Source organism: Bacillus sp. FJAT-29814 (genome assembly GCF_001510715.1).
In the GTDB taxonomy this organism is placed as follows: domain Bacteria; phylum Bacillota; class Bacilli; order Bacillales; family Cytobacillaceae; genus Neobacillus.
In genome coordinates this window covers 511,310-518,183 of the sequence record NZ_LMTJ01000008.1, presented here as the reverse complement: position 1 = coordinate 518,183, position 6,874 = coordinate 511,310, and the positions used below count along the sequence as shown (strand labels likewise).

10 protein-coding genes are annotated in these 6,874 nt (G+C 43.7%); all 10 read right to left on the bottom strand.

Going from position 1 to position 6,874, the window contains the following annotated elements; genetic code table 11:
• Positions 1-132: 132 nt before the first annotated feature.
• The gene (locus AR334_RS22785) at positions 133-927 is read right to left on the bottom strand and encodes a ribonuclease HII (protein WP_066318531.1); all 795 of its coding nucleotides are present in this window, start codon (positions 925-927) and stop codon (positions 133-135) included.
• A 57-nt stretch (positions 928-984) separates the two neighbouring features.
• On the bottom strand, positions 985-1,860 hold the full coding sequence (gene ylqF / locus AR334_RS22780; protein ID WP_066318523.1) for a ribosome biogenesis GTPase YlqF: 876 nt from the start codon (positions 1,858-1,860) through the stop codon (positions 985-987).
• Between the two features lie 33 nt (positions 1,861-1,893).
• Positions 1,894-2,454, bottom strand: a complete 561-nt coding sequence (lepB, locus tag AR334_RS22775) for a signal peptidase I (protein ID WP_066318520.1) — start codon at positions 2,452-2,454, stop codon at positions 1,894-1,896.
• A 204-nt stretch (positions 2,455-2,658) separates the two neighbouring features.
• Positions 2,659-3,003 (bottom strand): 50S ribosomal protein L19, encoded by a 345-nt coding sequence (gene rplS, locus AR334_RS22770; RefSeq protein WP_066318517.1) that lies wholly within the window; start codon positions 3,001-3,003, stop codon positions 2,659-2,661.
• Positions 3,004-3,146: 143 nt separating this feature from the next.
• On the bottom strand, positions 3,147-3,890 hold the full coding sequence (trmD, locus tag AR334_RS22765) for a tRNA (guanosine(37)-N1)-methyltransferase TrmD (RefSeq protein ID WP_066318514.1): 744 nt from the start codon (positions 3,888-3,890) through the stop codon (positions 3,147-3,149).
• Entirely contained in the window at positions 3,887-4,405 is a 519-nt protein-coding gene (gene rimM / locus AR334_RS22760) for a ribosome maturation factor RimM (protein WP_066318511.1), read from the bottom strand. The genes trmD and rimM overlap by 4 nt, the downstream gene beginning before the upstream one ends.
• A gap of 11 nt (positions 4,406-4,416) precedes the next feature.
• Positions 4,417-4,800: a YlqD family protein gene (locus AR334_RS22755; RefSeq protein ID WP_066318508.1), complete on the bottom strand. Its 384-nt coding sequence runs from the start codon at positions 4,798-4,800 to the stop codon at positions 4,417-4,419.
• An 88-nt stretch (positions 4,801-4,888) separates the two neighbouring features.
• Positions 4,889-5,119 (bottom strand): KH domain-containing protein, encoded by a 231-nt coding sequence (locus AR334_RS22750; protein WP_066318505.1) that lies wholly within the window; start codon positions 5,117-5,119, stop codon positions 4,889-4,891.
• 14 nt (positions 5,120-5,133) lie between these two features.
• Positions 5,134-5,406, bottom strand: a complete 273-nt coding sequence (gene rpsP, locus AR334_RS22745) for a 30S ribosomal protein S16 (RefSeq protein ID WP_066318498.1) — start codon at positions 5,404-5,406, stop codon at positions 5,134-5,136.
• A 109-nt stretch (positions 5,407-5,515) separates the two neighbouring features.
• Positions 5,516-6,868, bottom strand: coding sequence for a signal recognition particle protein (gene ffh, locus AR334_RS22740; RefSeq protein WP_066318494.1), 1,353 nt, complete (start codon positions 6,866-6,868; stop codon positions 5,516-5,518).
• Between the last annotated feature and the right edge of the window lie 6 nt (positions 6,869-6,874).

Here is a 6,874-nt window from a genome sequence, read left to right as displayed (position 1 = left end):
ATATTTTATTAAAAGAAATCTTCAAGAATTGAAAAAAGGTTTTCATTTCTAAGCCGTAGAGTTAGGTTTCTCAACAATCTGATAATAAAAACAGGCTTTCGCCTGTATTATTTTGGAATTAATGGCAGATTTTTATGTATTTTGATTAAATAAATCGCCATAAATAAAGTCTTTGACGGGAGCAAATGTTTTTCGATGATAAGGGGTCACGCCAAAATTCTGAATCGCCTCGATATGCTCTTTTGTTCCATACCCCATATTTTGGTCAAAGCGATATTCAGGGTAGCGGCCGGCAAGCTCCTTCATCCACTCGTCCCTGGCCACCTTGGCCACAATCGAAGCGGCTGCAATTGAGATACTTTTGGCATCGCCTTTGATAATCGATTCCGAAGCAAATGGAAGTTCTAATTTCATTGCATCAATCAAGACCATATCAGGGTTGTGCCCTAATGAAGCAATCGCCGTTTTCATTGCCTTCTTTGTGGCCTGATAGATATTAAGGTCATCGATTTCCTCGGCATGAATCATCGACACCCCGACTGCGGTTGCCTCAGTTCTAATGATTCCAGCATATTCCTGGCGTTTTTTTTCAGATAGCTGTTTTGAGTCGTTCAGTCCCGGCAAATAGAAATCCTCCGGCAAGATCACCGCCGCTGCAACTACCGGACCGGCGAGCGGCCCCCTACCCACTTCGTCGACCCCGGCAATAGCCTTGAAGCCCTGTGAACGGCAGTTGCGCTCGTATTGTGTCATCTCGAAAAATTTTTCTTTTTGCCGCTTTTCCTGCTGCTGTTTTTTCTTCCATCTTGTCAGAATGGTTTGGACACCTTTGCGGTCATCCTTCTCCAATTCAAGAATAAAAGGGTGTGATTGTTCATCCAATGCTGCCAGCCGTTTTTCAATTTCTGCAATCGCCAATTTTTCCATGTCATTCACCTTACCATTTTTTTAAAAAGGAAAGCCCCCCAGTTCGGAGGGCGTGTTTTATTCCTTATTGTCCATCTCTGTTTGGTAATCTTCCGGTTTTTCAAATGTCAGCGGGCCAAACTTTTCGGTACGGATTTCCCGGATGACCAGTTCCGCTACCTTATCGTAATCGACCACGCCTCCGCCCATCAGGCAGCCTCTAAGCGTGCCGATATGGTCGAACAGGGCTACGACATCCTCCGGTATTTCAGAAAGCTTGTACCTCTCCTGGAGGCGTTCAGGGTACTCACGTTCCAGAAATCTAAGTGTATAGACAGTCAAATCCTGCAGATTTAATAACGTGTCCTTAATTGCCCCGGTAATCGCAAGCTTCACTCCGACCTCCTGGTCTTCAAACTTGGGCCAGAGGATCCCTGGTGTATCAAGTAGTTCCAATTCTTTGCCCACTTTTATCCATTGTTGGGCTTTTGTCACTCCAGGAGTATTACCTGTTTTGGCAATATTCTTTTTAGCCAGGCGGTTAATCAGCGTTGATTTCCCAGCATTCGGAATCCCGACAATCATGGCTCGGATCGCCCGCGGCTTAACGCCTTTGGCCTTTAGCCGGTCAAACTTTTCTTTTAGGATCTCCTGTGAGGCTTTGACAATGTCCTTCATCCCCTCGCCAGCCTGGGAATTTACCGCCAAGGCTTTGACACCCTGCCCGGCAAAGAAGGCAATCCATTGCTTTGTTACCTCTTTATCCGCCATATCCGCCTTATTTAACAATACAAGCCGCGGCTTGTGTTGAATAATTTCGTCAATCATTGGGTTTCTAGAAGAATAGGGGATTCTTGCATCCACCAATTCAAAAATAATATCAACTAATTTTAATTTTTCCGTGACCTCTCTGCGAGCCTTAGCCATGTGGCCAGGAAACCATTGAATCGTCAAAGCTGCCACCTCCTTTTAAAGCTTAAACACATTTTATTTAGAAGTGACGATGTGAGCATCCTTTATTGGCCAGTAAACAATGCTGGTATTGCCAATTACCTTTTCCATTGGAATGGATCCAATATGCCTAGAGTCTTTGCTAAAGCGGCGATTATCACCCATCACAAATAATTCTCCTTCAGGAACCGTCATTTGACCGACTGGTGTTTCTTCCAAAGTGAAATTGTCTGTTAAAGGCCCATCCTGCGCCTGCTTTTTGTATTCCTCTAAATAGGGCTCTTCATATGCTTTACCATTTACATACAAAGTATCATCTTTATACTCAATTTTATCACCTGGAAGCCCGATAACGCGTTTGATATAATCTTTTTGCTCGGGTGCGTGAAACACGATAATATCAAACCGTTTTGGTTCGCCAATCTTATAGCTGAACTTATTGACAATCATTCGGTCCTGATCTTTTAACGTAGGCATCATAGACAATCCGTCGACCACTATCGGAGCAAATAAGAAATAGCGGATGATCGCCGCAAGGGCGACAGCAATTAACAGCGCTTTTGTCCATTCCCAAAATTCATTTTTCTTTTTAGCCATTCCAAGTCCCCACCAATCCTGCAAAAAAATCTTTGATAATGTCTATTTTACATAAATTAAACATATTAAACACGATGGGAGTGTGATTTTTATTCAAACTTTAAAAATAGTTTACAAAAATCAGGCTTACCGACCCGTTTTTACTAATGAATCGTCTGTTATGTATGAAAAAAGAGCTTGCCAAGCAAGCTCTCTTTTTTCATATTAGCGGATTTCTTTAATACGAGCTTTCTTACCACGAAGCTCACGCAAGTAGTAAAGCTTAGCACGGCGAACTTTACCGCGGCGAATTACTTCAAGCTTCGCAATTTTTGGTGTGTGTACTGGGAATGTACGCTCAACGCCAACGCCGTAAGAAATTTTACGGACTGTGAATGTTTCGCTGATTCCACCACCACGACGCTTAATCACAACACCTTCAAATAACTGAATACGCTCACGAGTACCCTCAACAACCTTAACGTGTACACGTACAGTGTCACCAGGGCGGAACGAAGGAAGGTCAGAACGAAGTTGTTCTTTAGTGATTTCTTCAATTAATTTATGCATCGTTTTCAACTCCTTCCAACAGATGCTCTTGCAAAACGAATAATCAATAAAATTGCAGCGGAACATCGTTATCGGACCCAAAACTGACATTTCAGTTCAAGTCACAAGAAGTATCATACCACATTTGCTATGCAGCCGCAATACTACTGTGACTCTTTTTTTATTTCCTCCAGCCATTTTTTCTGCTGTGATGTAAGGTCAATTTTATCCAACAGGTCCGGCCTTCTTACAAGCGTCCGTCGTAATGCCTCTTTATTGCGCCATTCCTCGATTAATTTATGGTTCCCTGACATCAGTACGTCCGGCACCTTCATGCCGCGAAAATCCGCCGGCCGTGTATAATGCGGATGTTCCAGTAGTCCTGTACTGAAGGAATCCTTCATATGCGATTCCTGATTCCCCAACACTTCAGGAAGCAGGCGGACCACACTGTCAATGACCACCATGGCGCCAAGTTCGCCGCCGGTCAGGACGTAATCGCCAATCGAAATTTCATCGGTAACAATATGCTCTCTAATCCTTTCGTCATAACCTTCATAATGGCCGCAAATAAAGATTAGATGGTCTTCCTTTGCTAATTCTTCGGCTTTTCTTTGGTCAAACCGCTCTCCCTGGGGACAAAGGAGAATGACTTTCGGATTTTTATTTCCGGCTTGCTCCCGAAGCGATGCCACCGCATCAAAGATTGGCTGCGGCTTTAACACCATGCCCGCGCCGCCGCCATACGGATAATCATCAACGGTTGCATGTTTGTTGTCGGCAAAATCGCGGAAATTAACGACGTTGTAGTGCACAGCCGATTTTTCGGCACCCTTAGCCAAGATTGAAGAGCCGAGCACACCGGTAAACATCTCCGGAAAAAGCGTAAGAATATCGATTTGCATCATGACAAGAGCCCTTCCATCGGCTCAATTAACACGACTTTTTCCTTTACATCTACCTTTTTCACAACGTCTTCGATATAAGGGATCAGGATTTCCTTCCCGCCCTTTCCCTTCACTACCCAGACATCGTTGGCACCCGGGGACAGGATATCGGTAATTTTGCCTAATTCCTCACCTTTTGTTGTGGCCACTAGACAGCCGATGATTTCATGATAATAAAATTCGTCTTCCTCAAGTTCAGCCAATTGAGACTGGGGCACTTTCAGTATACCGTCCCGGAATTTTTCGACCAAATTAATATTTTCGTATCCTTCAAACATGAGCAAGTCAAAATTTTTATGGGTACGGTGGCCTTTCACTGTTAATTCGAGTGGTTCGTCAGCTTTGGGGAGAAACAGGTACAATTTATTCCCGGTTTTATATCTCTGGTCAGGAAAATCAGTCCGTGAGACCACCCGAACCTCTCCTCTTATTCCATGTGTATTGACAATCTTTCCGACATTAAACCATTTTTCCATCGTTTCACCTTCTATCTAATTTCCTCTATTCTGCCATCTTTAATAATGATCGTGGGAGTTTGTGACGGGTTCCAGACATCTCCCACATTCACTTCAACCAAGGCTTGCATTTCCTTTTCTTTTAATTCACTGCCTATCGGTAGGATATGTAATTGTTCGATTTGAAACTCAAGCAGCTTTATTTTTTCCCGGCGCATTTGGATTTCTTTTTCAAAATGGCTTTTTAGCGCTGCCTGGGAAAAGGTTTTCGACTTTTCCAAGCGTTTTAATTCAAACTGGAGCTGGTCGGATTCTTTTTGATATTGAAGCTTCCGGTCATGGAATTGCGTAAATAGGTGCTCCTTGCTATTTTCCGTTAAAATTTGTTTCACCACAACAGTCTGAATCAGCTGCATGTCATTGTCTCCTTTTTAGAGTTTTGCTTTCCTGATAGCAAAAAAGGGAGGTTCATAAATCCCCTCCCTTTACTCTAGATGCAAAAAGCTATTCACCAATTTCCAAGAAAATCTTCTTATGTTGTGATGATCCTGCTGCGTAAACAACAGTCCTGATGGCCTTTGCAACACGCCCTTGTTTGCCGATCACCTTGCCAATATCCGTTTTATTCACCGTCAAATGGTAGGTGATTCGTGATTCTTCCTCGAATGACTCAACGAGGACATCCTCAGGAAAATCAACAAGTGGCTTAACAATCGTTTCGATTAGCTGTTTCATCGTAGGTTACACGATTACTTGCCTAATTTTGCATTGTGGAATTTTTCCATAATGCCTTGCTTTGAGAACAGGTTACGTACTGTGTCAGATGGCTTAGCGCCGTCTTGTAACCACTTAAGAGCCAATTCTTCATCGATTTCAACTTTTGCTGGCTCAGCAACTGGATTGTAAGTTCCAACTGTTTCAATGAAACGTCCATCACGTGGTGAACGAGAATCTGCTACTACAATACGATAGAAAGGAGTTTTCTTAGCTCCCATACGCTTTAAACGAATTTTTACTGCCATTTTAAATAAGCACCTCCGAATAGTTTCACACAAGATAGTATAATACCAATTGTTTTTTAGTTTGTAAAGGTTTTTTTCTTTACGCACTATTATTTCCAGTTTTTACTAATTAAAACGGTTTAAAAGGAAATTTAAACCCGCCTTTTTTCTTGGCCTTTTGCTGCATGCCGGTCATTTGCTTCATCATTTTCTTCATGTCCTCAAACTGCTTTAACAGACGGTTTACTTCGGCTACAGTGCGGCCGCTGCCTTTGGCAATCCGGCGCTTGCGGCTTGAGTTCATGATTTCCGGCTGAATCTTTTCTTCTTTTGTCATCGATCTGATGATGGCTTCAACATGGGCGATTTGCTTTTCATCAATTTGAATATTGTTCAAGCCCTTAATTTTATTGGCACCCGGCATCATTTTCAACAACTCGTCGAGTGGACCAAGATTGCGGACCTGTCCAAGCTGGTCAAGAAAATCGTCCAAGGTAAACGATGCTGTCCGCATTTTCTTTTCCAATTCTTTTGCCTTTTCCTCGTCAATATTGGCTTGTGCTTTTTCAATTAATGTCAGCACATCTCCCATACCGAGAATTCTGGAGGCCATTCGTTCCGGGTGAAACGGCTCAAGCGCATCCATTTTTTCGCCCATCCCGATAAATTTGATCGGTGTCTGGGTAACGGACCGAATCGACAGCGCTGCTCCGCCTCGGGTATCGCCGTCAAGCTTTGTCAGGACCACCCCGGTTAACCCAAGCTGTTCATTAAAGCTTTGCGCGACATTGACGGCATCCTGACCGGTCATTGCATCCACGACAAGGAAAATTTCATCAGGTTTGGTCAATTCTTTGATATCCTTCAGCTCGTTCATCAAGGCTTCATCGACATGAAGACGGCCGGCGGTATCAATTAGGACATAATCATGATGTTCTTCCTTGGCTTTGGCGATTGCCTGCCTGGCAATCTCCACCGGACTAACCTGGTCACCTAGAGAAAATACCGGCATTCCCAGCTGCTTACCGAGTGTTTCCAGCTGCTTGATGGCAGCAGGACGATAAATATCGGCTGCAACGAGCATCGGCTTTCGGTTATACTTCTTCCGGAGCAGATTTGCCAGCTTTCCGGAAGTCGTTGTTTTACCGGCACCTTGCAAACCAACCATCATGATTACGGTTGGCGGGCGATTTGAAACGGCAATTTTGCTTTGCTCACCGCCCATTAGCTCCGTTAACTCTTCGTTAACAATTTTGATGATCTGCTGGCCGGGAGTTAAACTTTTTAAAACCTCTTGCCCTACAGCACGTTCACTGACTTTTTTGACAAAGTCTTTGACGACCTTGAAGTTGACGTCCGCTTCTAGCAACGCTAAACGGACTTCACGCATCATTTCTTTTACATCCGCCTCAGAGACTTTTCCTTTGCCGCGGATTTTCTGAATCGTATTCTGCAGTCGGTCGGCCAATCCTTCAAATGCCATTCATGC

What these genes read in the sequence shown, in the direction of transcription:
- AR334_RS22785 (WP_066318531.1), bottom strand. Translation starts at nt 927, where the DNA reads ATGGAAAAATTGGCGATTGCAGAAATTGAAAAACGGCTGGCAGCATTG.
- lepB (WP_066318520.1), bottom strand. Translation starts at nt 2,454, where the DNA reads ATGGCTAAAAAGAAAAATGAATTTTGGGAATGGACAAAAGCGCTGTTA.
- rplS (WP_066318517.1), bottom strand. Translation starts at nt 3,003, where the DNA reads ATGCATAAATTAATTGAAGAAATCACTAAAGAACAACTTCGTTCTGAC.
- trmD (WP_066318514.1), bottom strand. Translation starts at nt 3,890, where the DNA reads ATGATGCAAATCGATATTCTTACGCTTTTTCCGGAGATGTTTACCGGT.
- rimM (WP_066318511.1), bottom strand. Translation starts at nt 4,405, where the DNA reads ATGGAAAAATGGTTTAATGTCGGAAAGATTGTCAATACACATGGAATA.
- AR334_RS22755 (WP_066318508.1), bottom strand. Translation starts at nt 4,800, where the DNA reads ATGCAGCTGATTCAGACTGTTGTGGTGAAACAAATTTTAACGGAAAAT.
- AR334_RS22750 (WP_066318505.1), bottom strand. Translation starts at nt 5,119, where the DNA reads ATGAAACAGCTAATCGAAACGATTGTTAAGCCACTTGTTGATTTTCCT.
- rpsP (WP_066318498.1), bottom strand. Translation starts at nt 5,406, where the DNA reads ATGGCAGTAAAAATTCGTTTAAAGCGTATGGGAGCTAAGAAAACTCCT.
- ffh (WP_066318494.1), bottom strand. Translation starts at nt 6,868, where the DNA reads ATGGCATTTGAAGGATTGGCCGACCGACTGCAGAATACGATTCAGAAA.